We start from the raw sequence: 25,395 nt of genomic DNA, 5'->3' as shown, positions 1-25,395 counted from the left end.
GCCAAAACGGTTTGCGCACCTTCCATCCGGGGTATAAAATAAAAAACCGTATCGGGTCTGTGGTGAAACTTACAGAGCGTTCCCGACGTTTCTAAGATAGGATTCTGATTGGTCTTATGCCTTAAAAATATAACCGCTTATTTGCGGTTTTAGGGGGTTATCCAAAACGGCTTATGTCTGAAACAAATCAAGAGGCCCGCACTCCCAAGTCAAGGGATTACTATTTTGACAATGTCAAATTCGTATTAATCATGCTGGTGGTCCTGGGCCACACCTACCGCCCCCTGATCGATGAAAGTGGAATCGTGAAGGCGGTGTACTTGGCCATTTACACCTTTCACATGCCTCTCTTTATTCTGGTATCCGGCTATTTCGCCAAAAACTTCAACAAAGAGGGACAAAACAAGAAACTGATCCGCTCCGTCCTGATCCCCTATTTCATTTTTCAAGTGCTTTATTCCTTGTACGACCACTTTGTCTACCAAACGGACGAAATCGAGATCGCCATTCTGGAACCCTACTGGATCATGTGGTTCCTGTTCAGCCTCTTCCTGTGGCGGCTGATGCTGCCGTACTTCGTCAACCTCAAGTACCCTCTGATCATTGCATTCCTCCTTTCAATCGGGGTGGGATATATCGACGATGCCGACAGCTTTCTCAGCCTGTCACGGACTGTGGCGTTTTTCCCGTTCTTTCTGCTCGGATTTTACCTCCGACGAAAGCATTTCGAAGTACTGTTCTCCAGGTGGAAACAGATCGCCGGAGTGGCGGGGGGACTCTCCCTGGTCTCTCTGATGTACTTCCTGGAATTCCACTCCTCCATCGACCTGGACTATCGCCGGTGGCTCTATTTCGTCTTTCCGTACGAAGATCTGGGTCACCCCGAATGGTATGCGGGCACCATCCGACTCGCCTTCATTCTTTTGGCCCTGGCAGCCTCGGCGCTCTTTTTGGCGGTGATTCCCAGAGGGAAAACCTTTTTCAGCCACCTGGGGAGTCGTTCCCTTTACGTCTATCTCCTGCACGGGTTTTTCATCAAGTTCTATGACTCCATTGACCTGGATGATAAATATGCCGGCCCCACCATGTATATCGTGGCCACTCTCGCGGCCATCGCCCTGACCTTTATCCTGTCCTCCGGCTGGATCCAAAACATCGCAAGCCCGCTTTTACAACCCAAGATGGACTGGTTGTTTCAAAAGCAGGAAAAAAGAAACCAATTGAACAAAGCTGCCTACTGACAAAAACGGCCCACGGAGGGCCGTCTTTTATTTCCCGGATTCCTTTCGGAATCCCAACCTTTGTCATCTCTTCGCTTTGTTTGTCACAGACTGACATCCTTTGTCACAGGGGAAGGAATCCGTATGGGACGAACGAAAAAGTGTGTGAAACAAGTATCCCGGGGAGGTAATCGTATGTCCGAAGAGGCGCGCATTTCTACCAGAGAGGCCGCCGAACGCCTCCACGTTCATGCACGTACGGTAAGAAAATGGATTGACGCGTTTGAAGAATACATCTCTCCCGAAGTGAATGACCGTGGACATTATCTATTGTCTCCCGAAGGCTTCCAGAGGTTGGTGGACATTCAGGATCGGTTGCAGGAAACCAACAAATCCATGCGTCAGATCCGGCAGGATTTGATCAAAGAAGGGAAATGGGAATTGGAACGGACCGTGGAGAAAACCCCCGCCTTAAAAGAGACGGCCGAGGCTCCGGCGGCTCCCTTCGGGACCGAATATCCCATTCACCGTCTGGTGGGAAGCCTGGATGAAATCGGTGAAATGATGGAGACGGTCTTCACCCGTCTCGATCAGCTGGAAGATCATGTGTTTACCATGTTCGACATGATGGAGGAGATGGAGAGCAAGGTGATTTCCTCCCAACAAAACACCCTTCCGGTAACCACGGTTCAGCACATGATGGATGAGATCGGAAAAAAACAAGATCAGTTGAAGGCCGAACTCCGGAATGCCACCTTCTCCCACAGGCTCGCTTCCGCCACCTCGGAAACCCAGCAACTGACCCCCAGACGGCAGAAGCGGACCCGTTTTCTCGGGATCTTCTAAAAGTGTTGTGATTTATTTCAGGCTCAGAAGAAACAGCGGCTTTGGGTAAATGCTGCCGCTCACTTTTTCACAACGCTTCCGAGGGTTTCGGGAAACTTCCGGGTTTCGGTATAATGGGGGAGACACTTGAAAAGGAGCTCTCCCCATGACCCAAGATGACTTTGAATTTCTGTATGATGAATCGGAAGACACCCGTACACGCTTTGTCAGCTTCATGGGCGAAACGAACCGTTTTGATCTCGGAATCACGGTGACGAACCGCTTCTACGGAAAGCTGCTGATCTTCAATATTCAATCCAACCGTTACGCCATCATCGGACAGGACGACCTGGAGGAGCCGGGTTACCTGGAGCACGTGTACGGAATCGGAGAAGAAGAAGCAGCGGAACTGAAGGAGTTTCTTGAATCCCTGTTTTGATCCCCCCATCCAACTCACAGGTTGAATAATGGACCCCCTCTTTGGACAAGGTATTCGAAAGAGGTGGTTTGTGTTGATCCGGCGCAGAAACACTCCATTCAACGACTTGAAAAGCGTGGAGTCCCAAAGAAACGATCTGATTCCGGAAGAATTCCCGGAAGGCCCCTACGGAGCGACCACCAACGAAGATGTGTTGGGAAAAGAATCCCCCTGGAGAGCTTCCCAGCATGCCGCTTCCGCCTTTGTCTACGAAATGCGTGATTTCCATGAAGGGATTCCCCGCCAGGTGCCGGGAAGCCATCCGACCCATGACGATCCGAAGCGGGACGAAGAATCGTAAAAACCCGACGCCTCAAAAAGGCGTCGGGTTTTATTTGGACCGCGCCGAACGCCGTTCCCGGTGCTTCCCTTTCCGAAAGGAATGAGATTTTGAGGGACGGAGACGGCGAAGGACAAAATAAGCGCATCCAAAATTGCAGAATTCGTGGATGTACTCCTCCACATGGGTAATCCGCGTTTCCCGTGTGGCACGGGGGTGCTGGTCGGAAAAAAAACCTTTCAGCCGAAGCTGACCGTACCCCCAGTCCCCCACAATGTAATCATATTTATCCAATATCTCACTGTATCGTTTGTCGAAGGCTTCCCGGTTCCATCCATTCTTGTGATTGATGATCACCTCGTAAGGCTTTCCTTTGACTTCAATCTTTTCCATGGACGACCCCTCAACATTTCCTGTTCTCATTATATGTTACCACAAGCATTCCTTTCGATCACTTCCTTGAATTCTTCGGAAAAACCCACCGCATCTCCTTCTTTTCCCAAAAGAAAGTGGAGGAATTGTCCAAGGGTATCCCACTTGTCCGGGGGCAACCTAATCAAAAAGGAGGAGGTGAATGCCGTGAAACGTTACCTTTTCCCCGTCATGGCCCTGTTCCTGGCCCTGTCCGCCTGTGCGCCCGCGGAGCGGCCCAACGACGGGTACGATGAATCCCTCAACCCGGACACACAGAACGGTGCTTACGATTACGTGACAAACAAGGGACGGCGCCCCCGGCAAAACTTCTATAACGAGATCGGCTTCAGCCGGCAGAAGGGAAGGGAATATTACAACGCCACCGACGGCGGGGCCGTTCCCGGGCCGGACGTATACATCAACCGCAGCGCCCTGGCCCGTCAGATTTCCTCTCTGTCAACGAGGCTGCCGACAGTGGATGACGCCACGGTTGTGGTGACGGACGACAAGGTTTTCATCGGTGTCAAAAACAACAAGGGTAACATCAGCGACGACACCCTCTATGAAGTCCGTCGGACCGCATGGAGCCTGACCCCCCGTTATTATCAGGTATACGTCACCAAAAACGACACGATCCGGAAGGAACTGATGAACATCGGACGAAAGGCCGGAAATGCGCAGCAGAACCATCGCCTGAACAAAGAGGAGATGGAAGACCTTGTTGATCGGATGGATCGAGGGTACCCCATGAAAAAACATATTCCGGACAACCCATCCCCTGGAAACGTTGTCAACCCGAACGACTGATCTAAAAAAGACAGCCCCCGATTTTTTCGGAGGCTGTTTTTTTGCGCTTTATTGGGCTTTGGCCCGGGCGGCAGTCCCTTTGGCGGCTGCCACCTGTTCGTGGGCATGGTACGAGCTGCGGACCAAGGGGCCTGATTCCACATGGTCGAACCCTCTTTTCATGCCCTCTTTTTTCAATTCGGCGAACTCCTGCGGGGTGTAGTACTTCTCCAGTTTCAGATGCTTTTTGGTCGGCTGCAGATACTGTCCGATGGTCATGATGTTACAGTCCACTCCGCGGAGATCGTCCATTGTCTCGAGGATTTCATCCCACTCTTCCCCCACACCGATCATAATACTTGATTTGGTCGGGATGTCGGGTTGTAACTCCTTGGCCCGTTTTAACAGCTCCAGGGAACGTTCGTACTTGGCTTTGGAACGGACCCGGTCGGAGCGCCGGCGTACGGTTTCAAGGTTGTGGTTGAGAACATCGGGCCGGGCGTCCATCACGGTTTTCAATGCGTCCCAGTTCCCTTGAAAATCGGGAATGAGGACCTCCACATTGGTCTGGGGATTCCGCTTCCGCACCGCTTTGATGGTTTCCGCGAAGATCGAGGCGCCGCCATCCTTCAGATCATCGCGGGCCACCGAAGTGATCACCGTGTGTTTCAGACCCATTTGTTCCACGGCTTCCGCCACCCGTTCCGGTTCCTGCCGGTCCAGTTCCGTGGGAAGCCCCGTTTTGACCGCGCAAAAGCGACAGGCACGGGTGCAGATATCCCCCAGGATCATGAAGGTGGCCGTGCGGTGAACGGCCCAGCATTCATGGATATTGGGACATTTCGCTTCCTCGCACACCGTATGGAGGGTTTTGCCCCGCATCATCTTTTTGATCTCACGGAAATTTTCGTTCACGGTCAACTTCGTTTTCAACCATTCCGGTTTCCGTTTATATTCGTATGCCAAAACCGCGCCCTCCTCTATGTAAGTTTTACGGGCCTCATCGTGCCCGTGGATGATCCAAATGATAAAATGGCGATGTCTCTCTGGTTGTTTCAGCTTGACCGCCTACGGCACCCACGGATAGTTTACCACAAACCTCCCCGTCTTACGCCCCCATTAGCATGAACGGATCGGTGAACTCGGAAAATATCTCAGATCCATTCTGTGGAACAGGAAGAAAAGGGAATATGACCCCGTCATTGAAGTGCTTCCCCTGTTTGTGCCGTTGCTCACGGGAACCTTGTCTGCGGCTGGATGGCCCGCCGGATGGGAACGCCGGCCCGCCGGATACGGATATCCGTGATCGCGGGTGTGGCGGAAACCAAGAAACGGATCGGCATCTTGCTGTTGATCGGGGCGATGATCCCGGTCTGGTCAGTCATCGGCGTGATCGATCATTTGATGATTCAGGAACTGTTTCTCATCGGTCCGGAATGGCTGATCCCGTTCCAAGAGGCCCGGGAAGCCCGTGACCTCGCCCAAAGCCACCGTCTCCTGAATCCCCCGCCCCCTCCCTTTTCCCGGGAGGAGATTTCCATCAAATACCTAAATGAAGCCCTCTCCGAACATGCAGACTATGAAATATCAATCAGGAAACGCGGTGTTTTGGATGGGAAAAAAACTTCTTTCTCTCGTGCTGATCATCGCCTTGGGGACCCATCTGTGGACCGTCTCTCCAGTGGCTGCGACAAGAAAAGAAAACAAATTCGAAGCGGAGCGACAGGCTCTCTTCGAAAAAATGGAAACGTTGACAGGGGTACCCTGGTATTTTCTTGCCGCCATGGACCAGTACGAGCGGAACATTCAACGGGCACGACAGGATTTGAAAGAGCGAAAGGGGCTAGTGTCCATTGCGGTCCCACCCCGTATGTGGAGCGGCCCCACCAACCCGGACCCCTATGACTCCGTGCCGGAATCGATCCGCTTTTTCGGGGGCATCGGAAAAGACGGCAACGAAGATGGCACGGCGGACCCCGGAAATTCCATCGACGTTCTTTATACCGTTACCAAGTACCTCTCCGACACCGGCCTGAGCCGGGACGACCTCCGTATCGGCCTGTGGCGCTACTACCAAAACCCCACCGCTGTCGACATCATCTCTCACATCGCCAAGGTCTATCAGCATTTCGGAACGACCCAACTGGACCGGAACCACTTCATCATGCCGCTTCAATACAACTACACCTACCACAACACCTGGGGCGACCGACGGGGTTGGGGAGGGCTCCGAATCCATGAGGGCACCGACATCTTCGCTGACTACGGCACCCCGGTGTTCAGCACCAGTTACGGGTACGTGGAATTAAAGGGATGGAACCGGTACGGGGGCTGGCGCATCGGGATCCGGGACTTGCGAAACAATTACCATTACTATGCCCACTTGAGCCGTTTCAACAAGGAGATCAAGAAGGGTGACGTGGTGGAACCGGGCCAGGTGATCGGGTACGTGGGCTCCTCCGGCTACGGCCCGCCGGGCACCTCCGGGAAATTCCCTCCTCACCTTCATTATGGGATTTACAAGTACAACGGGCGGACCACGTTCTCTTTTGATCCCTACCCTTTTCTGAAAGCATGGGAACGAAAAGAATACAAAAAGCGAAAAAAGACCCGGAAAGCCAAACGCAAACGCTCATAAAAAAGACCCCTGTCAAAGGGGTCTTTCCGGCATGATCCGGTTCAGGCTTTTTGACCGGCTTTCATCGCCTTATACAGGAAGAAAGCCAACCCTCCCCAGAGAAGGACCGCACCGATCAGAAACATCACCCAAGCGCTGGCTCCCATCTTACGCTCCCTCCTTCTCTTGTTGTTCAGCCTGCCCGGTGTTCACCTTCCACTCCTTGGACTGCAAGATGACAGCTGCGATCAGAACGGCAACCAAGGCACCCCAGCCCATCCCGATCAGCCAGGGCATCGGATAACCGGAGTACGGCACCAGCCATTCCGTCCGGATATTCAGCCCGGTCATAATGATCAACATAACCGGAGTGACGACACTGACGCAGATGACCCACCACTTGCCGATATGGACATCGGACACCTGGTTGATGTGGCTCTGCAGCTCACCGACCTTCCGGGTGGTCCAGGCCGTGGCGACCGCCATCAAGGTGGCCGCGATCAACAGGCCATAGGAATTGAGATAATGGTCGATCGTATCCAAGTAGTTGAGCCCGCCGTCGGTTGCATAGAGTACGCTCATCAGGGCGGCCAGACCGACAATCCAGTTCACCACGGTTGTCCGGGCCGCTCCCGTTTTGTCACGGATGGCGGAGATTGCCGGCTCCAGCAGGGAGACGATGGAGGTCAGCCCCGCAAACACGAGGGCCCCGAAGAATGTCACCCCAAAGAAAGAGTTGAGGAATGGCAGTTCGTTGATGATTTGCGGGAAAATCACGAAGGCCAAAATGACGCCCTGGTTTACCACCTCATCGACCCCCACGCCGGACTGGGCGGCCAAGAAGCCGAGAGCACCGAAGATCCCGATGGCGGCCATGAACTCAAATCCGGAGTTGGCAAAAGCGGCGACCAACCCGCTGTTGGCCAGATCCTCTTTTTTGTTCAGATAGCTCGCATAGGTGATCATCGTGGCAAAACCGACGCTGAGGGAGAAAAACACCTGTCCGTAGGCCGCCACCCACACCTGGGGATCGGCCAGCGCGGTGAAGTCCGGTGTGAACAGCGTGTTCAGACCCTCGGCGGCTCCCGGCAGGGTCACCCCCCGGATGGTGATGATCACCAGCATGATGACCAGCAGAGGCATCAGAATGCGGGCCAGCTTTTCAATTCCTCTGTGGGCCTGCTGCCGCATCACGTAGTAGACAAAAGCCCACAGGAGAACGACCGGAATCAGTACTTTGAGCTGTGGTGTAAAGGAACCGAAATCTGCCGCTCCGAGGTACTTCTCCAGAAAGAACGTTTGCGTCTCCGACCCCCATTGGGTTCCGAAGGAATAGTAGGTGTAGCTGAGTGCCCACCCCAGGATCACCATATAGTACCCTGAGATCAAAAAGGCGATCAGTGACTGCCACCAACCGAGCCACTCCCACTTTTTGGACAGCCGGCGGAAAGACAGCGGGCCGGATCCCCTGTACTTGTGACCGAGCGAGTATTCCAAGAGCAAAATCGGAATCCCGGCCGTCAGCAAAGCAAAGAAATATGGAAGCAAAAATGCCCCGCCGCCGTTGTCGTAAACGACATAAGGATAACGCCAGATGTTCCCCAGACCGATGGCGGACCCGACCGCGGCCAGGATAAACCCGGTGCGCGTGGTCCACTGGTCCCTTGCTTGTGCCATATCGTTCCCCCCTTGAGTAAAAAAACATGATGTTTATGAGTGACAGCCTGTTCGGCCGTCACTATAACTGTATTCGACATTTTCTGAATTAATCCCTCCCTCTTATAATTCAATCAAACAAAAGTTATGGGATCCCCCGTCAGACCCGACAGGGGATCCCTTTTTCGGTTAAACCGAACCGGTTTGATTTTTCCGTTTACAGCGATAAGCGTGCCACAGAAAGAAAGCCAGACCGCCCCACAAACCCGTGGCCCCGGTGATCAGTACCGCGACGGCTTCCGGATTCATCTCCGCCCCCCCTTAAGCCGGATGGCCGGATCCCGCCATCCGATATTCTGAAAAACAAAGGCCAACAGAATCACAAGCGCGACAGAACCCCAACCCATGGACACCAAACCGCTCATCGGATAATCTTCATAGGGCTTGGCCCATTCCGCGGCAAGGTTGAATGCGGTCATGAGCGAAACCATGATCGGGGTGATTCCTTTCAGACAGAAATTCCACCAGCCACCGATCCGGATATCGGAAACGGCATTGATGTGGCCCTTCAGATCATCCAACTTACGCAGCAACCAGGCGATCAGGATCACTTCGACCAAACCGGCCACGGCGATCCCGTATTGGTTGATGAAATGGTCCACGGTATCCAGATACCGGATCCCGCCTTGGGTGGTGTAGAGAAGGCTGACAACCATCGCCGAACCGCAAACCCAGTTCACCGCTCCGCGACGGGTCAGGTTGAACTTCTCTTTCACCCCCGCGACGGCCGGTTCCAGAATGGAGACTGCCGAAGTGAAGCCGGCGAAAAGCAGCGACCCGAAAAACAACACCCCGAAGAGGGAATTGAGGCCCGGAAACTGGTTGATGATCTGCGGGAAGATAACAAAGGCCAGGGCCACCCCCGCATCGGCCACCTCGTTGACCGGAATCCCCCGGCTGACGGCCAGGAAACCGAGAGCGCCGAAAACCCCGATGGCGGCCATGAATTCAAACCCGCTGTTGGCCAGCGCCGCGATCATGCCGCTGTTGGCCAGGTCGGACTTTTTCGGCAAATAACTGGAATAAGTGATCATGATGCCGAAGCAGATGCTGAGAGAGAAGAACACTTGGCCATAAGCCGCAATCCAGACGTTCGGATCGGTGAGGGAATCGAAGTCAGGGGTGAACAGGACATTCAACCCCTCCGAAGCCCCCGGAAGTGTGACGGCCCGAATGGTGATGAAAACCATCATCAGGATCAGAACCGGCATGAGGATTTTGGACGCCCGTTCGATTCCCTTGCGAATCCCTTTATGCATGACCACAAGGATCGCGGCCCAGATCAGAAGAACCGGCAGGAGTACGTTCCACTGAAGTCCCCCCGCTTCCCAGAAGGAATCGGTGGTGCCGAGGTATTGACCGAAGAAAAACGTATCCGTGCTCTCTCCCCACCGGGTTCCGAAGGAGAAGAAAGTGTAACTCAAAGCCCAGCCGATAATAATGACATAGTAGGTAATGATGGCAAAGGAGATAAAAATCTGCCACCAACCAAGCCATTCCCATTTTTGCGAAAGTTTGCGAAATACATGAGGGGCGGATCCCTTGTATCGGTGACCCAAGGAATACTCCAGGATCAAAATCGGGATTCCGGCTGTCAAGAGGGCGATGAAATAAGGAATCAAAAATGCCCCGCCGCCGTTTTCATAGGCAATATAAGGATAACGCCAGATATTGCCCAGCCCGATCGCTGAACCGATCGCAGCCAAGAGAAAACCCGCTTTGGTGTTCCATTGTTCCCGTGTTGCCATATTGCAGTGCCTCCTGAATGTAAATGGTGATGCAAATAGAGCTGGAATAGAATGAAAATTCAGTTGCCTTATCGACCCCACTGCTAAGGACTTTTTATGAAATATTAACGTAATGTGATTCAAATGTCCATGTATTCAGATACAAAAATAGAAGGAATCCACACCATTTTCTGGTTTTGATCATCTTCAGAGGACACGTCCGATTCAATTTTATAAAATTTTACTCATGGAAAAGCCCGGCTTCGGGAGCCGGGCCCTGGATAAGATCAAAGATACAAAAGCTCTTTCAACTTTTCCGGCTGAAGTCCCTGGACCGGCGTGCCGTCGATCACGGTGACCGGAACCCCCAGGAACCCCATCGCCTTCACTTCCTCCAAGTACCGCGGGTCACTTCCGCAGTCCTTCACCTCGAATTCCACCCCATGGTCCCGGAGAAACCGTTTCACCAAGTTACACTCCAGGCAGTGGGGCTTGGAAAATACAACCACGTTCATTTCTGCCACCTTCCTCTGTGTGACCCTTTTCCGTCGGTTACCGGGCCCCGCCGTCAACGGTTTTTCCGGTTCAGGTAATGTTCCAGGCCCATGGCACAGACGGTCAGATCAAGATACAAGATCCGAAACACGGGATGATCCTCCGGAACTCCCTTTTCCATGAGCATCCGCCGGTAACGGTCTTTTAAACCCCGTTCCATGCCGGCTGCTCCTTCCCCGACCGCCAGACTCCGTTCCGCAATCTCCATGAAGGCCTCCAGTTCCTCCTTCACTTGTTCAAAGACGGCAGCAGGTTCTTCCGACATTCCGAAATGGCCGAAGAAGATCCTTTCCGGCCGTCGTTCGCGGAACCGCTCGATGGACGCTTTCATGGCATCCGGGTCAAACTGGTTGGGGGAAGTGGAGGGAAGGTATAGCCGAAAACCGAATTCCTCCGTCTGGGCGTAATGAATACCGGCCGTGTCCCCGGTGAACAGACCGTTACTCACCGGATCGTGGATCGTGAAATGGTGGGCGGCATGGCCCGGGGAATCCAGAAACGTCAGTGTCCGATCCGGACCGATGGCCAGCTTTTCCCCGTCTCCCCGCACCAGGATCCGTTCCTCCCCGATCGGGAGCACCGGGTCGAACAAGGCGTCGAACTGGTCTCCGTACACCATCCGGGCTCCCTGGATCAGCCGGGAGGGATCAGCCAGGTGCCGGGCTCCCCTTGGGTGGACCACCACCCTCGCTTCCGGACAACTCTTCAACAGCAGACCGGCCCCTCCCGCATGGTCCAGGTGGATGTGGGTGACGATGACGTTCCGGACATCTTCCGGACGGTGCCCCAGTTCTTCCAACCCTTTTAATATGTACGGGACCGACGGGCTCGGACCGGTTTCAATCAGGGTGAGTTCTTCCTCTTCCAGGACATAGATGCCGGTTCGGCTCGGCATGTTCAAATCGTAACCGTCGATCATACGGATGCGGTGACCCCAGTCGAACAGGCGGATCGGTTCCATGGTAACCTCCTCGGATGAATGTGGATTGAATCCCGTTCCTCTCCATGATAACGGATTCAACCCCAAAGCGGAAACCGTCTGTTGCATCCGGATCAACCTCACAGTATAAATACCCCTTGACAGCCCCCCGGACCCGGAGTCTAAGATAAAGCTCAGGATGTAAACGCTTACTGAAGGAGGTTGAAACTTTGAGTACCCTGCGACTTTGGTGGCACCGTCTTTGGCAGTGGAACGAAGAAGCAAAGCAACTTCTCCGCTTCACCGCCGCCCCCTCCGGTGAACCGGGACCGGAAGGCGGCCGGATCTCCTCCGGTGGGACACGTGCCCAAACCCGCCCCCCCACTCCGGGATACACCCCCCGGCAAAAAGTGGGTTTGATCTTGGGACCGCTCCTGTTTTTTCTCGCACTTTTCGGTTTTTCTCCCGAAGGGATGACGGATCAAGCCCGGGCCGTGCTCGCTTGCACCCTCTGGATTTCCACCTGGTGGATCACGGAAGCGATTCCGATCCCCGCCACCTCCCTTCTCCCGGTGGTTCTGTTTCCCCTGACGGGTGCGCTGGAAGTGGACAAAGCGACCGCCGCTTACGGCGACCCGACCATTTTCCTTTTCATGGGCGGTTTCATGATCGCACTGACGATGGAGCGGTGGAATCTCCACAAGCGGATTGCCCTCAACATCATCGCCTGGATCGGGACCCAGCCAGGCCGGCTCGTCCTCGGGTCGATGGTGGCCACCGGTTTTCTCTCGATGTGGATCTCCAACACGGCCACGGCCATGATGATGGTCCCGATCGGAATGGCCGTCATCAGTCATGTGGCCGAATCGTTCCGCAGGGAGGGACACGGGGAAGTGGATACCACCCCGGGCCGGTTCCCCTTCGGAACCGCCATGATGCTGGGGATCGCTTACTCGGCTTCCATCGGCGGACTGGGTACTCTGATCGGCACTCCTCCCAACGCCATTTTCGCCGCCCAGGTCAACAAGCTGTTCGGCGTGGAGATCTCCTTCGCCACCTGGATGCTCTTCGGCGTTCCGCTGGTGATCCTTCTCCTCGCCGTCGCCTGGTGGTATCTGATCAAAGTGGCCTACCCGATGAATTTTGACAACATCCCCGGCGGCAAAGAGATCATCCAAAGGGAACAACGCGCCCTCGGGGCAACCACCTATGAAGAAAAAGCCGTCTTCACCGTCTTTGCCTTGACCGCCCTGGCCTGGATCACCCGGGACTTTCTTCTGAAGAAATGGATTCCGGGAATCGACGACACGGTGATCGCCATCAGCGCCGCCGCCGTTCTCTTCCTGATCCCCTCCAGGAACCGTCCCGGCGTCTTCCTGCTCAACTGGGACACAGCTAAAAACCTCCCGTGGGGCATCCTGCTCCTTTTCGGGGGAGGTCTCTCCATCGCCGCCGGTATCACGGAATCCGGCCTGGATAAATGGATCGGGAAGCAGCTCATCTCCCTCGAAGGGTTGAACTACCTTCTGATTCTCGCCCTGGTGACGGCACTCGTCATTTTCCTGACGGAAATCACCTCCAACACCGCCACCGCCACCATGATGTTTCCGATCATGGCCGCCTTCGCGGGGGCGATGCAGGTTCACCCTTACGGGTTGATGGTGGCCGCCGGAATCGCTGCCTCCTGCGCTTTCATGTTGCCGGTGGCCACCCCGCCCAATGCCGTGGTGTTCGGTTCGGGGTCGGTCCGGATCCAGGACATGGCCCGAACCGGTTTGTGGATCAACCTTTTCTCCATCCTCTTGATCACCCTGGCGGTTTACCTCTTACTCCCCAACCTCTGGGGAATCGACCTGATGTCGCCGATGAAGTGAGAAAAACAAAATCGCCTCGCCAACAAACCGGGAGAAACACGAAACCCCCGTCCCATGGGTTCGGACGGGGGTTTTTCCTTGGAAGTCACTGCTTCATCCGGGGATCCAGCACGTCCCGGAGGCCGTCGCCCAACAGGTTGAAACCGAGAACGGTCAACATGATGGCCAGACCCGGGAAGACCATCGTCCAGGGGGCCGACTGGATAAACGCACGGGAATCGGACAGCATCTTTCCCCATTCGGGCTCCGGAGGCTGGGCCCCCATCCCGATAAACCCGAGAGCCGCCGCCTCCAGCACCGCCGTGGCGAATCCCAGGGTCCCCTGGACCATGATCGGTGTCCAGGAGTTGGGGAGGATATGGCGGAACAGGATGCGGCTGTTCTTCATCCCGATGGCCCGAGCCGCCAGGACGTAATCCTCCTGCTTCACGGCCAGGACCCGGGAGCGCATCAACCGTCCGAAGGTGGGAACATTGATGATGGCAATGGCATACATGGCGTTTTCCAGGCCGGGACCCAGCATGGCCACAATGGCGATGGCCAGAAGAATCGCCGGAAACGCGAGCAGGATATCGAAAAACCGGGAAATCAGGGTATCACGCCACCCGCCGTAAAAACCGGCAATCAGTCCTAGGACGGAACCGACCACAATCGATCCCGTAATGGCGAAAAATCCGACCCAGAGGGAAATGCGGGCACCGTAGATCACCCGGGCGAAGATATCACGGCCGAAATCGTCCGTTCCGAACCAATGTTCGGCAGACGGTGCCTGAAGGCGGGCGTCGGCGTCAATCTGGTTGTACCCGAACGGGAGCAACAGAGGAGCGATCAGAGCGATCAGGATGAAAAAGAGGATAATCCCTCCTCCGATCATCGCAGATCGGTGGCGTAACAGGGCCCGCATGGAATCCCGGAAGGGAGAATCCATCTGTTCCGGCTTCGTCTCCGTCACCGACTCCTGGTTTGGCATCGTGGGGGCGTTCATGGACATCTCACTCACTCCTTCCCGTATTGGATCCGTGGGTCAATATAGGCGTACAGAAGGTCGACGATCAGGTTGATCACCACAAAGATGGTGGCCACGACCAGAATCCCGGACTGGACCACGGCATAGTCGCGGGAGTGGATGGCATCGTAAAGATAACGTCCCACCCCCGGCCAACTGAAGATCGTCTCCGTCAAGATCGCTCCTCCCAACAGAAGGCCCATCTGAAGACCGAAAACCGTCACAATCGGGATAAAAGCATTTTTCAATGCATGCTTGTAGATAATCAGGGTTTCCCCCACCCCTTTGGCCCGGGCAGTGCGGATGTAATCGGAACGCATCACCTCCAACATGCTGGACCGGGTCATCCGGGCGATGATCGCCATCGGGATCGTTCCCAAGGCGACGGCGGGGAGCAGAATATGGTTGAACGCATCCTGCAAGGCATAAAAATTCCCCTGAATCAACGCGTCCAAGAAATAAAAATGGGTGATCGGTTCAAAAAACATTCGGGGATCCATCCGCCCGTTGGACGGAAGCCAGTCCAATTCCTGGGCAAAGATCCATTGTTCCATGAGACCCAGCCAGAACACCGGCATGGAGACCCCGATGAGAGCGATCACCATCGAGCCGTAATCCACGGTGGAGTTATGCCGCCATGCCGAGATAATCCCCAGATTGACTCCGAAGAAGATGGCGATCAACATCGCGAACAACGCCAGCTCGAAGGTGGCTGCAAGGTAGGGTCCGATCTCTTCCAGCACCGGACGGCCGGTTTTGACCGAGGTCCCCAAATCCCCCTGAAGGATGTTCCCAAGGTAACGGAAGTATTGGATGTAGAGGGGGTCATTCAACCCCATGCTCTTCTCCAGCCGCTCCACCGCTTCGGGAGTGGCCCGTTCCCCCAGGATCGCTTTGGCGGGGCTTCCCGGAATGGCATGAACGATGAAAAAGGTAATGATGGACATCCCGATCAAGACCGGGATCAACATTAAAATTCTCCGGATCGTATAGGCAATCACGTTCTCACCAACCTTTCCTTCCTGACTGACCCACCTGACACCGGGTCCGAATCGGTTAAAAAGAGGCGGCATTGCCCTGACGCAACGCCGCCCTTTTTTGGGTCTTATTTTTGGATGTCGACTTCCGCCAGGCTGTCGGAACCCTTCGGATGGGGAACATAGTTCTTCACGTAGGATTGAGCGGCCAACGGCGGGGTCGCATGGACCAGCGGAACCCAGGGTGCGTCTTCACGGATGATTTCCTGCGCTTCTTTGTAAAGCTCGGTACGCTTGGCTTTGTCCGTTTCCCGTTGTGCTTTGATCAAGATGTCGTGGAGCTTGTCGCTTTTGTAGAATGCGATGTTCTGGGCGGGAATCCGGGCGTTGTCCTTGTCCAGAAGCACGTAGAGGAAGTTGTCCGGGTCGCCGTTGTCACCGGTCCAGCCCAGGAGGGCCATGTCGTGCTTTCCTTCTTCCGTGGCTTCCAGGTAGCTTTGCCATTCGGGGCTGACGATCTTCGCTTTGATGCCGATTTTCTTCAGATCAGCCTGGATGTACTCGGCAATTTTCTTGCCGTCGGGCATGTAGGGACGGGGTTCCGGCATCGCGTAAAACTCCACTTCGAATCCGTCTTCGTACCCGGCTTCCTTCAAAAGCTTCTTGGCTTTTTCCAGGTTGTACTCATAAGGCTCGATCTCGTCGTTGTATCCCCACATGGAAGGCGGCATCGGGTTTTTGGCCGGTTCGGCCAGGTCCGCGTAGAAGCTCTTGATCAGACCTTCTTTGTTGACGGCGTGGTTGATGGCCTGACGCACCTTTTTGTCGTCGAAGGGCTTCTCTTCCATGTTGAAGGCCAGGTACCCGACGTTGTTGGGCGGTCGCTTGAAAAGTTGCAGTTTGTCGTTCTGCTCCACCGTCTTGGCATCGTCCGGGTTGAGCCCGTCCATCACGTCGATGTCCCCGGATTGGAGAGCGGTCAGGCGGGCGGAGTTATCCGGAATCGATTTGAAGATGACCTGGTCCAGTTTCGGAAGGCCTTTCTGCCAGTAATCTTCGTTTTTGACGATGGTGATGGAGTCGCCTTTTTTCCAGCTCTTGAACTTAAACGGTCCGGTCCCCACCGGATGTTGGGCGAATTTGCCGGGGTCCTCCTTCACCGCTTTCGGGGAAGCGATGGCAAAGGGAGACATGGCCAGATTTTGCAGGAACGGACCCTGCGGCTCTTTCAGTTTGAACTCGACCGTGTAATCATCCACCGCTTTCACGCTTTCGATAAGGTGGCCTTCATCCCCCTTAAATCCGCCAAACATGGAAGCGTAGTAGGTGAAATCGTCTTTCTTGCCGGATTTGTGCTCCTGGTTCATCCATCGCTCAAAGTTGAAGACAACGGCCTCGGCGTTGAAGTCGGTTCCGTCATGGAACTTGACGTCCTTGCGCAAATGGAAGGTCCAGGTCTTGCCGCCGTCGGATGTCTCCCACTTGGTGGCCAGGGCCGGACGGACGTCCATGCTGTCCTTCTCGTAATCCACCAGTGTTTCCATCACGTTTTCGGTCACGCGGAAGGATTCACCGTCGGTGACCAGCGCCGGATCCAATTTCGGTGAATCGGCCCCGCGTCCGTAGATCAGGGTTTTCCCCTGGCCTCCGGCATTCGACCCCCCGCCGCCGCAGCCGGCCAGGACCGTCGATAACACAAGTACGAATCCGATGGCGATCCATAACGATTTGTGAATTTTCATCTTTGATATGACCCCCTTAAACCTTTCAGATGGATTCCAGCTTATCAGTCGCGCTGGAAGTATTGTGAAAAAAAGTGAGCGGCGGCATTTACCCGAAGCCGCTCCGGTTGCACTCACAGAGTACAAGTCTCGCCGGGGTCGCTTCTCTCCCCGGTCTCGCTATGCACTCACAGAGTACAAGTCTCGCCGGGGTCGCTTCTCTCCCCGGTCTCGCTATGCACTCACAGAGCACAAGTCTCGCCGGGGTCGCTTCTCTCCCGGTCTCGCTATGCACTCACAGAGCACAAGTCTCGCCGGGGTCGCTTCTCTCCCGGTCTCGCTATGCTGTCCTGCAGGGTGTATGCTCTGTCCGTGGCCGAATCTTCCTGCTGCGGCAGGGGCCAACGCCTGCGGATGCAACACAGAGAAGCTTTTGCCCCTGAATGCCCTTGCTGCTGATTCTCCGCCGGGCAAAACAGCAAAGTCGCTGTTTCGGGTAAACGCTTCCCTTCTTCTGAGCCTGACCATCAATCACAACGCTTCCAGAAGTTCTCCCTTTCGACAACACCTCCTTCACGGAATCTCATTTCTCCAGCAGATGACAGGCCGCGAAATGACCGTCTCCGTGTTCCTTGAACTCCGGACGCACTTCCCGGCAGACGTCCATCACATGGGGACAGCGGGTGTGGAAGGCGCATCCCTTCGGCGGATTGCTGGGACTGGGAACGTCTCCGCTCAGGATGATTCGTTCCCGCTTGGTTTCCGGGTCCGGCACCGGCACGGCGGAGAGCAGCGCCTGGGTGTATGGATGGAGCGGGTTTTCGTACAATCCGTCCCGGTCCGCCAACTCCACCATCCGCCCCAGGTACATCACGCCCACCCGGTCACTGATGTGACGGACCACGCTCAGGTCGTGGGCGATAAATAAGTAAGTCAAATCAAACTTTTCCTGCAAATCTTCCAGAAGATTCAACACCTGCGACTGAATGGAGACATCCAGGGCGGAAACCGGTTCATCGGCGACAATCAGTTTCGGCTTGACCGCCAGCGCCCGGGCGATCCCGATCCGCTGCCGCTGCCCCCCGCTGAACTGGTGGGGATACCTCCCGGCATGGAAGGCATCGAGGCCCACGACCCGGAGGAGCTCCTTCACCTGTTCTTTGCGCTCTTTGGCACTGCCGATCCCGTGCACCTGAAGCGGTTCTTCGATGATTTCACCGGCAGTTTTCCGGGGATTGAGGGAGGCGAAGGGGTCCTGGAAAACCATCTGCAGTTCCCGGCGCATCCGACGCATCTCTTCTCCTTTCAATCGAACCAGGTTCTTCCCTTCGAACTGCACCTCCCCCGATGTCGGCTCTTCCAGCCGGAGAATGGTCCGTCCGGTGGTGGACTTTCCACAACCGCTTTCACCCACGATTCCAAGCGTTTCCCCTTTGTTGACCGAAAAGGAGACGTTGTCCACCGCTTTCACTTCGCCCACTTTCCTGCCGAACACACCGCCGCGGATCGGGAAATATTTTTTCAGGTTGCGTACGTCAAGAATGGACTGTGGTTGTGCCACGATCCGCATCCTCCTTTTTCTCTTCTTCCAACCAGCACCGACTCACCCGGTTTTCACCCAGGGTGAAGAGGCCCGGTTCCTTTTCCCGGCAGATGTCCATTGCAAATTCGCAACGCGGGGCGAAACGGCACCCTTGGGGCATCGATCGTGGATTGGGAACGTTTCCCGGAATGGAATAAAGGCGATCGGTGCGCTTGTCCAACTTGGGGATGGATTTCAGAAGACCTTGGGTGTAAGGATGCCGGGGGTCGCGGAACAAGGTTTGGATGTCCGCTTGCTCCACCACCTGTCCGGCATACATCACCACCACCCGTTCACACATCTCCGCCACCACCCCGAGATCGTGGGTGATCATCAGAATCGCGGTCCCCGTCTCCTCATTAAGGCGCCGCATCAGGTCCAGGATCTGGGCCTGGATGGTCACATCCAGCGCCGTGGTCGGTTCATCGGCGATCAGAAGCTTCGGACGGCAAACCATCGCCATGGCGATCATCACCCGTTGCCGCATCCCTCCGGAGAGCTGATGAGGATACTCGTCGAGGATCCCTTCACGGGAAATCCCCACTTCCCTCAAGGTTTCCGCAGCCAATCGCCGGGCTTCCTTTTTATCGAGCTTCCGGTGCTGCCGGATGGCTTCCACCATTTGGTTTCCGATGGTGAACACAGGGTTGAGGGAAGTCATCGGTTCCTGAAAGATCATGGAAACCTCGTTGCCGCGGACTTTCCGCCACTCCTTCCGCCCAAGGCGGGTCAAATCCTTACCCGCCAACCGGATGGAGCCCCCCGCCACCTTGCCCGGGGGCTGGGGAACCAGTCCCATGACCGAGAGGGAGGTGACACTTTTTCCGCAGCCGGATTCCCCGACCAGTCCGACCACTTCGCCTTCACCCACGGTGATGTCCACACCGTCGACCGCCTTCACGACCCCTTTGTCCGTGTGAAAGTGCAGTTTGAACTGGGAGATCTCGAGTAACGGTTCAGTCATGAAGACACCTCAATCATCGTGAAATCAGACATTAAATTCGTTGAATCGAAGAAAAAGAATGAATCCTTTCACCATTGCTATATTCGATATAACTAAACAATTCCCCTTTCGTCAATAAGTATTCAAAAAGACGGATAATGCTAAATCTTTTCACCGATCGCCTTGAAATTCTCCAACCCCTCTTCCCGTCGGGGTTTCGGAGTGTTCGCACTCATCGGACAGACTGAATCTTGAATAATCTTCCATGGTATTAAATGGATTTAAAAAAGAGGAAAAACACGGGCGGGCTCCCGCCTCTTCCTCCTTGGGCATCGGCCCCTCTCCTGATAGAATAAGAGAAGCTCATCATCGGAATCGGAAACGGAGGAGAGAGCGTGACGCAAGCGGAGGAGAAAATCGACCTGTCCCGGTACGTCTCCAACCAGGACAAAAACGTATACGCCATCTATAACCTGCCGGAAGAAGTGATCGCCGTCATCTTCGCCTATGTAAGCCGAAGCCCGGCCGGATTCCGGGAAAACCTGGCCAAGCTTCTGAAGGACGATGAACTGGCCGTGGGCGATTCCTCCGGCGGAATGGCCACCGCCTACTCGGAAAAAGCGGCCCGGTTCCACGAAAAGTGGGTCGTCGGTTACGGACACAGCAGCGTCGCCGAACACGCCGTCGCCCACTTGGGAGTGGAGCAAATCAGCCGTCTGGCATCGGCGGAACTGGAACTGGCCAACACCTTCAACAGCTTCACCGAGTACAGCCAACGCTATCAGCGGCCCGTACGGGGTTCTTTCCACATCCCGGCGGAACTGGAATCCCGCCCCGCGGCCAAAGAAGCGTTTATCCGGCTCAACGGGAAAGCCTACGATACCTATGAACGCCTTCTGGCGGGGCTCGTCCCTTACCTGGAAGCCACCCTCCCCCGGAATGAAGGGGAAAGCGACAAGCGGTTTTCTTCCCGCGTGGAAAAAGTGGCCTTCGAAGACGCCCGTTACGTTTTGACCTTGGCCACCCAAACCAGCCTGGGGCTGACAGGCAACGGGCGTGCCCTGAGGGACACGCTGGTCCGCCTGTTGTCCAGCCGTCACTCCGAATCCCGGAAACTGGCCCGGCAGATGGAACGGGAGATCAGTCGTGTCATCCCCACCTTGCTCAAACACGTCCGGCCGAGCGATTACCTGCTGGAAACCCGGAAGGAACTGATGGAGAACCCCATCCAACCTCCGGAAACCTCCTGGCGTGGCCGCGCCTTTGACGGACCCTGCGCCCGTTTTGTCCGCCTGCCGGATTATCGGCAAGCGTTGGAAGATTTGTGCGCCCACCTGCTGGTGGAAGCATACGGTTTCTCCTGGGAGCAGGCGGAGTCGGCGGTAAAGCAAATGGAACAAAAGGAAATGGAGACACGACTGGAAGCGGCCTTAAAACACCTGCGCTTCTTCGACAACCCGAAGGATTTGTTCCGTCATCTCTTTTACACGATGGAGCTGTCGGTTTCGGAAGCCAATTGGCATCAGTTGCTCCGCCACAACCGCGGCACCCACTTTACCTTCGGGGAGCCCGCTGTGGACTGGGGGTACACCGTTCCTCCCCACGTGCGGGCAGCGGGGCTGGCGGAACCTTTTTCCCGGTTGGTGGAAGAGGCGGACCGTGTCCACGAACAGATGATGGAAGAATGTCCGGAAGCCGCCCCCTATTGCGTCACCAACGCCCATCACCGCCAGGTGGTGGCCACCGCCAGCCTGTGGGAGATGTACCACCTGATCAACCTCAGAACCACACCGGAGGCCCAATGGGATATCCGCCATGCCTTCGAACAGCTCTTCACCGAATGGGAAAAAGAACACCCCGTCCTGGCGCGGTACGCCAAACGACGGGGATGAAACAGGGATGAGAAAACGAACCCCCGGGGGAAGGTGAGAAATCCCCTTTCACCTTCCCCGGGTTCACTCCCAATTTTCTGAATCATTTTAAGCGGGGAGCCGGTCATTTCTATTCCTCCCAGTCTTCTTCATCGCTCATCCGGTATGGGAATTCTTCCCCGATTTCGGAGGTGTCGCGAACCAGCGACTGGCAGGATTCATCAAAATTGAAGGGAATGGCCTGTCTGTACGGAGGCGGAATCAGATCGGCGTTTCGATCCTCCAAATTCAAACCATCAATCCGTTTTCCGGCGGAATTCCGTTGTTTTCTCAATATGTTGACGGCGATGTTTCCGATCTGTCGACCGAGACGCAAGCCCTGGTTGTTATCCACCGGGAAATGAACACCCGCATACAATCGGGAGATCGCACACTCCCGGGCCAATTCATGCAACCGTTTGGATTCGGGCGGGAAAAAATGGCTCAGTACGCCGGCCGCTGTGGCCGCCATGACGGCATGTCCGGATAGGTAAGCGGGGAAGCGCGGGGTGCACAGGATGGTGGCCAAGCTTCGGTCCAACTGATTGGGACGGGCCACATCCCAGAGATACTTCAAATACCAGACAACGACGAAGGCATCATTTATAGCGGCTTGGGTTGCCGCCAAAACCCGGGCCGCTCTCGGCGGCGAAAAACCGTAGGTGTCGATCAGCCGGTCGATGATTGGCGTCCACTGCTTGGTTGCCACTCCGGCTCCCCAATATTTCGCGATGATGATCTGACGCGGGGTGATCGTATTGAGCGTTTTTTTTGCACCCTTCGTAACTGTTTATGAAAATCGATGGTGTTGGGATGTCTGATTGCTAACCGGATCCGTTTCCCTCCCCGGGTTCGGAATGTCCCCTTCGGCCCCCGTTTGAGAAAGCAGGTGGGCCATGATCCGGCCAGCGGATTGACCGGGTTCGTCGGCGGATTTCTTTCCCCGGCATAGGGAAGCCGGGACCATCTGGGATGCTTGCGGTTCAACCTCCACCCTCCAATCCGAGGTTCTACATTTAGTTATGCATGAGCCCAGAAAGGAGTGAGAGATTTTTTACATACAAAGAAATCAGCGCAGCTCCGTTCCTCTCTTCCCTGCAGTATAGCCCGTATTCCGGGACGGAACCGTCAGAAGATACTGGTGGAAGGGGAGCCGTTGGATGGCTTTGACCGCTCCGACCGTGAGCAGGAGGACCAGGAGGAAGAGCACCGGGAGAAAATGGGGCCTCCACATCGATGCGGGAAGGACCTGTACCAAACACAGAATCACGAGGGGATGCACGAGATAGATTCCGAATCCCAGGCTTCCGATCGTCTGAAGCCCTTCCCGAAGCCGGACCGCCCGGCGGATAGACGCATACAGAACGGAACCGGTCAGGATCAGGACCGGAATATTGAACAGGTTGGCCAGTCGGCTGGAACCGTACATCCCCAGCCATTGATATTCCACCACCGCTCCCGCCGTGACCACTGCTCCGGCGATCCAAGCGGCAACGGCCGCGGATTTTTTCTGGAACCATTGGGCCAGCCCGTCCCAGTGAAAGGCCAGCCACCCTCCGAACAGGAAATAGAAGATCCAATAAGGCAGGGATGCTTTGCTAAAAAAGGTAAATCCCTTTCCGATCCAGCCGGGCAAGTCGGTGACGTCCCCCATCAGGACGGCGGCGTTTACAACCAGGGCGGCCGCGGTTCCAACCCACCAGGCCGCACGAGTCCGAAGAATCCGTTGCAGAAGCGGAAATACCAGATAAAACTGGATGACCACCATGACAAAATACAGGTGATAAAAAACATTGCCGGACAGAACCGTCTTCAACCAGTGGTCGAAGGAGACAAAATGATCGATCCCGTACCCGAATTTCAAAATAGAGAGATAGATCGTGCTCCATACCAGATACGGAACGATGATCTTGGTCGTCCGGGACCGGATGAAGCGCGGCAACGAAAATCCTTTCACCCTCACCTGGTTAAAGAGGAGAAAACCGCTGATCACGGCGAAAACGGGCGTACCGAACCGCCCGATTTGATTCATCCCAGCGGCGACGGGGTCCCAGTACCCCTGCCGGTAAAACACCCCCGCTGAAACGTGAACGGCCAAAACGGCCAGACACGCCAGCGCCCGCACAAAATTGATTTCGGAAATAAATCGTGCCGGTTTCATGGATGAAAACCCCCAGCGACTCTTTTTTCTTCCAACATAACACAAAAAGAACTTTGAAACGGAGCATTCATCCAACCTTAAATAAACAAATGTTTCCTTAACAAAAAGGACCGCCGATCGTTCCCGGCGGTCAGGTGACCCGTGCGGTTCGGTAGCCTTTCTCACCCGGGGCGGCGGATCCGATTTTCCCCACCAAGTACGGACCCCAGTCCGTCAGGTTCAACAACCAGGTCAGAATCCCCGGCACGACCACCCCGGCGGAGAACAGGAGAAAAAGGCTGACGGCATAGGGGAGGGACCCGGTGGACAGCCACCACTGTCCCACATACATCATGGCGAGGGGATGAAGCAGATAGATCCCGTACGAGAGCCGGCTGATCAGGACCAGCGCGGCCGGAATCCGGCGGAGCCTCATGGCAAGCCCGAACAGAAAACCAAGGGCGGCCACGGTATACAGGAGCATATCCACCCGCTTGGAAGAGGCGGTATGGACCAAGCCCGTCATTTTGAGCAGAAGCACTCCGGCCATGCAGACGAAAAAGCTCCACCCCACCCAACGCCATCGCAGACGGATCCACTCGCGGAAGCCGCCCAGGTTGCGCCCGATGTAATAGGCTGCGGTGAAATAGAACAACCAGCCGGGGAAGGGCAGTTTGTGATGGGACAGGAGAGCCGGATCCACCAGATCGAACCGTCCGGCGGCCATAACGACGGCCAAGTAAAGAAAGTTGATCCCAAACGAAGTGACCAGAACCGGAACCGGCGGCCAATCTTTCATGTAACGGATGAAAATCCGATGGAGGAAGTAAAACTGAAAAATGATCAGGACAAAGTATCCGTTCCAGCGGCCGAACACCACGATGTCCACCGCCCGGCTCCAAAACTCTTCAAAGGATGCTTCGTAATACAGGATGGTGTAGAGCAACCCGATCGCGATATACGGGATCAGGATGAACCGGATCCGTTTTCCCCAGAATCCCGTGGGGGTTCGGTCAGGATACGCGTGGGCGAGCAGCAATTCCGATATGCAGATGAACAGCGGGGTGGCAAACATCATTGCCAGCTGGAGAGAGCGAAACGCTTCTGTTTCCAAGGGGGTCAGGTCATAAAGATCGATGTTGGCCGAGATGGCGTGAATCAACACCACACAGAGGCAAGCGATGGCCCGGACAAAAAACAGCTCTTCGATAAAAGACCGCCGTTTCAGGTGGTTCAAAGCCTCCCCCCCTCTTTCCGTCAATGGACCTGCCACCTGTATCTTAACATAAAATCCCGGCGGGAACCGGTCCTCCATCACCCTTAACAAAGAAATGAGCAAACCTTAACAATCCCCGCGCCTGCCCCGCACCCCCAATGCCTGTATGGTGAGTCCCGACAAAAGGAGCCGCCGCATCCGGGGATTCATATTCCGATGGATTCATGAGCGGCTTCAACACGTTGTGCCCTCGCTAACAGCCTACAGGAGGTACTCTTTCTTTTTCACAGTGAGTTCTTTCTTTAATGGAATGCTCCTAACTTGTTATTCGTTGGTGATTTTCTACTATCTCCCTTGAAATGACCTGTATATAATAGAATGTAATGTTATGTATCAGGCCTGTTGATTAGCCAAAATTTCGGATAAACAAAAAGAGCACTCTCCTGTATAATGGGAAAACCCACCACAGTTTACCCACAAGAGAGGTGC

Annotated in this window: 25 protein-coding genes; 8 read left to right on the top strand and 17 right to left on the bottom strand. The window is 55.2% G+C overall.

The window, feature by feature from the left end; translation table 11 throughout:
• The first annotated feature begins 173 nt into the window (after window positions 1–173).
• The 4 genes from C8P63_RS10140 (at window position 174) to C8P63_RS10125 (ending at window position 2,824) form a co-directional block, all read left to right on the top strand.
• Window positions 174–1,241 (top strand): acyltransferase family protein, encoded by a 1,068-nt coding sequence (locus C8P63_RS10140; protein WP_108023788.1) that lies wholly within the window; start codon window positions 174–176, stop codon window positions 1,239–1,241.
• Between the two features lie 174 nt (window positions 1,242–1,415).
• Window positions 1,416–2,066 carry a MerR family transcriptional regulator gene (locus C8P63_RS10135; RefSeq protein WP_170109601.1) on the top strand — a complete coding sequence of 217 codons (651 nt, stop codon included), beginning with the start codon at window positions 1,416–1,418 and terminating at the stop codon, window positions 2,064–2,066.
• 145 nt (window positions 2,067–2,211) lie between these two features.
• Window positions 2,212–2,484, top strand: a complete 273-nt coding sequence (locus C8P63_RS10130) for a DUF3055 domain-containing protein (RefSeq protein ID WP_108023785.1) — start codon at window positions 2,212–2,214, stop codon at window positions 2,482–2,484.
• A gap of 73 nt (window positions 2,485–2,557) precedes the next feature.
• Window positions 2,558–2,824 (top strand): hypothetical protein, encoded by a 267-nt coding sequence (locus C8P63_RS10125; protein WP_108023946.1) that lies wholly within the window; start codon window positions 2,558–2,560, stop codon window positions 2,822–2,824.
• A gap of 30 nt (window positions 2,825–2,854) precedes the next feature.
• Here the strand turns inward: C8P63_RS10125 and C8P63_RS10120 are convergent, their stop codons facing one another.
• Window positions 2,855–3,196, bottom strand: coding sequence for a YutD family protein (locus C8P63_RS10120; RefSeq protein ID WP_108023783.1), 342 nt, complete (start codon window positions 3,194–3,196; stop codon window positions 2,855–2,857).
• Between the two features lie 186 nt (window positions 3,197–3,382).
• Here C8P63_RS10120 and C8P63_RS10115 point away from each other — a divergent pair, with 186 nt between their 5' ends.
• The gene (locus C8P63_RS10115; RefSeq protein WP_170109600.1) at window positions 3,383–4,024 is read left to right on the top strand and encodes a YhcN/YlaJ family sporulation lipoprotein; all 642 of its coding nucleotides are present in this window, start codon (window positions 3,383–3,385) and stop codon (window positions 4,022–4,024) included.
• Window positions 4,025–4,072: 48 nt separating this feature from the next.
• Here the strand turns inward: C8P63_RS10115 and lipA are convergent, their stop codons facing one another.
• Window positions 4,073–4,969: a lipoyl synthase gene (gene lipA, locus C8P63_RS10110; protein WP_108023779.1), complete on the bottom strand. Its 897-nt coding sequence runs from the start codon at window positions 4,967–4,969 to the stop codon at window positions 4,073–4,075.
• Window positions 4,970–5,235: 266 nt separating this feature from the next.
• The gene (locus C8P63_RS19120; protein WP_170109599.1) at window positions 5,236–5,388 is read right to left on the bottom strand and encodes a hypothetical protein; all 153 of its coding nucleotides are present in this window, start codon (window positions 5,386–5,388) and stop codon (window positions 5,236–5,238) included.
• A gap of 227 nt (window positions 5,389–5,615) precedes the next feature.
• Between C8P63_RS19120 and C8P63_RS10105 the strand changes: the two genes are divergently transcribed.
• On the top strand, window positions 5,616–6,641 hold the full coding sequence (locus C8P63_RS10105) for a M23 family metallopeptidase (RefSeq protein ID WP_108023944.1): 1,026 nt from the start codon (window positions 5,616–5,618) through the stop codon (window positions 6,639–6,641).
• A 41-nt stretch (window positions 6,642–6,682) separates the two neighbouring features.
• Here C8P63_RS10105 and C8P63_RS10100 read toward each other — a convergent pair whose 3' ends face one another.
• The 6 genes from C8P63_RS10100 to C8P63_RS10080 form a co-directional block, all read right to left on the bottom strand.
• Window positions 6,683–6,787 (bottom strand): MetS family NSS transporter small subunit, encoded by a 105-nt coding sequence (locus C8P63_RS10100; protein ID WP_108023777.1) that lies wholly within the window; start codon window positions 6,785–6,787, stop codon window positions 6,683–6,685.
• 1 nt (window position 6,788) lies between these two features.
• Window positions 6,789–8,297, bottom strand: coding sequence for a sodium-dependent transporter (locus C8P63_RS10095; protein WP_108023775.1), 1,509 nt, complete (start codon window positions 8,295–8,297; stop codon window positions 6,789–6,791).
• A gap of 168 nt (window positions 8,298–8,465) precedes the next feature.
• Window positions 8,466–8,585: a MetS family NSS transporter small subunit gene (locus C8P63_RS18795; RefSeq protein WP_146172159.1), complete on the bottom strand. Its 120-nt coding sequence runs from the start codon at window positions 8,583–8,585 to the stop codon at window positions 8,466–8,468.
• On the bottom strand, window positions 8,582–10,084 hold the full coding sequence (locus C8P63_RS10090) for a sodium-dependent transporter (RefSeq protein WP_108023773.1): 1,503 nt from the start codon (window positions 10,082–10,084) through the stop codon (window positions 8,582–8,584). Before C8P63_RS10090 ends, C8P63_RS18795 begins: the two co-directional genes overlap by 4 nt.
• A gap of 266 nt (window positions 10,085–10,350) precedes the next feature.
• Window positions 10,351–10,578 (bottom strand): glutaredoxin domain-containing protein, encoded by a 228-nt coding sequence (locus C8P63_RS10085; protein ID WP_108023771.1) that lies wholly within the window; start codon window positions 10,576–10,578, stop codon window positions 10,351–10,353.
• 53 nt (window positions 10,579–10,631) lie between these two features.
• Entirely contained in the window at window positions 10,632–11,579 is a 948-nt protein-coding gene (locus tag C8P63_RS10080) for an MBL fold metallo-hydrolase (protein ID WP_108023768.1), read from the bottom strand.
• A 188-nt stretch (window positions 11,580–11,767) separates the two neighbouring features.
• On the opposite strand from C8P63_RS10080, the gene C8P63_RS10075 reads away from it, so the two are divergent.
• Entirely contained in the window at window positions 11,768–13,411 is a 1,644-nt protein-coding gene (locus tag C8P63_RS10075) for an SLC13 family permease (RefSeq protein WP_245920827.1), read from the top strand.
• An 85-nt stretch (window positions 13,412–13,496) separates the two neighbouring features.
• Here the strand turns inward: C8P63_RS10075 and nikC are convergent, their stop codons facing one another.
• The 5 genes from nikC to C8P63_RS10050 form a co-directional block, all read right to left on the bottom strand.
• Window positions 13,497–14,411 (bottom strand): nickel transporter permease, encoded by a 915-nt coding sequence (nikC, locus tag C8P63_RS10070; protein ID WP_425437281.1) that lies wholly within the window; start codon window positions 14,409–14,411, stop codon window positions 13,497–13,499.
• A complete protein-coding gene (locus tag C8P63_RS10065; protein ID WP_108023938.1) occupies window positions 14,408–15,418 on the bottom strand; it encodes an ABC transporter permease in 1,011 nt (336 codons plus the stop codon). The genes nikC and C8P63_RS10065 overlap by 4 nt, the downstream gene beginning before the upstream one ends.
• Before the next feature lie 104 nt (window positions 15,419–15,522).
• On the bottom strand, window positions 15,523–17,136 hold the full coding sequence (locus tag C8P63_RS10060) for an ABC transporter substrate-binding protein (protein WP_108023766.1): 1,614 nt from the start codon (window positions 17,134–17,136) through the stop codon (window positions 15,523–15,525).
• A 562-nt stretch (window positions 17,137–17,698) separates the two neighbouring features.
• Window positions 17,699–18,676, bottom strand: coding sequence for an ABC transporter ATP-binding protein (locus tag C8P63_RS10055; protein ID WP_245920825.1), 978 nt, complete (start codon window positions 18,674–18,676; stop codon window positions 17,699–17,701).
• Complete coding sequence (locus C8P63_RS10050) at window positions 18,651–19,661, bottom strand: ABC transporter ATP-binding protein (protein ID WP_108023763.1); 1,011 nt, start codon at window positions 19,659–19,661, stop codon at window positions 18,651–18,653. Before C8P63_RS10050 ends, C8P63_RS10055 begins: the two co-directional genes overlap by 26 nt.
• Window positions 19,662–20,035: 374 nt before the next feature.
• On the opposite strand from C8P63_RS10050, the gene C8P63_RS19375 reads away from it, so the two are divergent.
• On the top strand, window positions 20,036–21,532 hold the full coding sequence (locus tag C8P63_RS19375) for an FAD-dependent thymidylate synthase (protein WP_108023761.1): 1,497 nt from the start codon (window positions 20,036–20,038) through the stop codon (window positions 21,530–21,532).
• 109 nt (window positions 21,533–21,641) lie between these two features.
• Here C8P63_RS19375 and C8P63_RS10040 read toward each other — a convergent pair whose 3' ends face one another.
• The 3 genes from C8P63_RS10040 to C8P63_RS10030 form a co-directional block, all read right to left on the bottom strand.
• Window positions 21,642–22,259, bottom strand: coding sequence for a vanadium-dependent haloperoxidase (locus C8P63_RS10040; protein WP_245920824.1), 618 nt, complete (start codon window positions 22,257–22,259; stop codon window positions 21,642–21,644).
• 360 nt (window positions 22,260–22,619) lie between these two features.
• Window positions 22,620–23,711 carry an acyltransferase gene (locus C8P63_RS10035; RefSeq protein ID WP_108023759.1) on the bottom strand — a complete coding sequence of 364 codons (1,092 nt, stop codon included), beginning with the start codon at window positions 23,709–23,711 and terminating at the stop codon, window positions 22,620–22,622.
• A gap of 130 nt (window positions 23,712–23,841) precedes the next feature.
• Window positions 23,842–24,927, bottom strand: coding sequence for an acyltransferase family protein (locus C8P63_RS10030; protein WP_170109598.1), 1,086 nt, complete (start codon window positions 24,925–24,927; stop codon window positions 23,842–23,844).
• Between the last annotated feature and the right edge of the window lie 468 nt (window positions 24,928–25,395).

Source organism: Melghirimyces profundicolus (assembly GCF_003054245.1).
GTDB lineage: Bacteria > Bacillota > Bacilli > Thermoactinomycetales > DSM-45169 > Melghirimyces > Melghirimyces profundicolus.
The sequence above is the reverse complement of the archived record's forward strand: the minus strand, read 5'-3'. Positions and strand labels throughout refer to the sequence as shown.

Excerpts from the sequence above, each read along its gene's own strand:
- C8P63_RS10140 (WP_108023788.1), top strand. The coding sequence starts at position 174 with ATGTCTGAAACAAATCAAGAGGCCCGCACTCCCAAGTCAAGGGATTAC.
- C8P63_RS10135 (WP_170109601.1), top strand. The coding sequence starts at position 1,416 with ATGTCCGAAGAGGCGCGCATTTCTACCAGAGAGGCCGCCGAACGCCTC.
- C8P63_RS10130 (WP_108023785.1), top strand. The coding sequence starts at position 2,212 with ATGACCCAAGATGACTTTGAATTTCTGTATGATGAATCGGAAGACACC.
- C8P63_RS10120 (WP_108023783.1), bottom strand. The coding sequence starts at position 3,196 with ATGGAAAAGATTGAAGTCAAAGGAAAGCCTTACGAGGTGATCATCAAT.
- C8P63_RS19120 (WP_170109599.1), bottom strand. The coding sequence starts at position 5,388 with ATGACTGACCAGACCGGGATCATCGCCCCGATCAACAGCAAGATGCCG.
- C8P63_RS10105 (WP_108023944.1), top strand. The coding sequence starts at position 5,616 with ATGGGAAAAAAACTTCTTTCTCTCGTGCTGATCATCGCCTTGGGGACC.
- C8P63_RS10100 (WP_108023777.1), bottom strand. The coding sequence starts at position 6,787 with ATGGGAGCCAGCGCTTGGGTGATGTTTCTGATCGGTGCGGTCCTTCTC.
- C8P63_RS10095 (WP_108023775.1), bottom strand. The coding sequence starts at position 8,297 with ATGGCACAAGCAAGGGACCAGTGGACCACGCGCACCGGGTTTATCCTG.
- C8P63_RS18795 (WP_146172159.1), bottom strand. The coding sequence starts at position 8,585 with ATGAATCCGGAAGCCGTCGCGGTACTGATCACCGGGGCCACGGGTTTG.
- C8P63_RS10090 (WP_108023773.1), bottom strand. The coding sequence starts at position 10,084 with ATGGCAACACGGGAACAATGGAACACCAAAGCGGGTTTTCTCTTGGCT.
- C8P63_RS10085 (WP_108023771.1), bottom strand. The coding sequence starts at position 10,578 with ATGAACGTGGTTGTATTTTCCAAGCCCCACTGCCTGGAGTGTAACTTG.
- C8P63_RS10080 (WP_108023768.1), bottom strand. The coding sequence starts at position 11,579 with ATGGAACCGATCCGCCTGTTCGACTGGGGTCACCGCATCCGTATGATC.
- C8P63_RS10060 (WP_108023766.1), bottom strand. The coding sequence starts at position 17,136 with ATGAAAATTCACAAATCGTTATGGATCGCCATCGGATTCGTACTTGTG.
- C8P63_RS10050 (WP_108023763.1), bottom strand. The coding sequence starts at position 19,661 with ATGACTGAACCGTTACTCGAGATCTCCCAGTTCAAACTGCACTTTCAC.
- C8P63_RS10035 (WP_108023759.1), bottom strand. The coding sequence starts at position 23,711 with ATGAAACCGGCACGATTTATTTCCGAAATCAATTTTGTGCGGGCGCTG.